Source organism: Tropicimonas sp. IMCC6043 (genome assembly GCF_004146235.1).
Taxonomy (GTDB): Bacteria; Pseudomonadota; Alphaproteobacteria; order Rhodobacterales; family Rhodobacteraceae; genus Tropicimonas.
The window spans coordinates 1-253 of record NZ_SELO01000266.1 but is presented as its reverse complement, the minus strand read 5'-3'; the positions used below and the strand labels follow the sequence as shown (position 1 = coordinate 253).

The window sequence follows — 253 nt, the reverse complement described above, 5'->3', positions numbered from 1 at the left end:
CGTGGCACCGCGGAGCAGCACATCCGCGAAGGCAAGTACGCCATCCGCTGGACGCGCCTGTCGTGCCGCCGGTTCCGGGATAACGAGGTGCGTCTCCAGCTGCACGCGCTGGCCTATAACCTCGCCGGTGGTGTCAGAAGAACGTGGCTTGAGATGGGGCAGGGGGCTGAGTAGCGTCCCCGGATGACCAAACGCGACCCGTTCAAATACTTCAAGACCAGCCCTGAGATCATCCGCCTGGCGGTGATGCTCT

The 253-nt window shown here is 63.6% G+C and carries 1 pseudogene; it reads left to right on the top strand.

What is annotated here, in order from left to right:
• A pseudogene (locus EU800_RS26605) lies at nucleotides 1-141 on the top strand (transposase); the annotation flags it as partial.
• Between the last annotated feature and the right edge of the window lie 112 nt (nucleotides 142-253).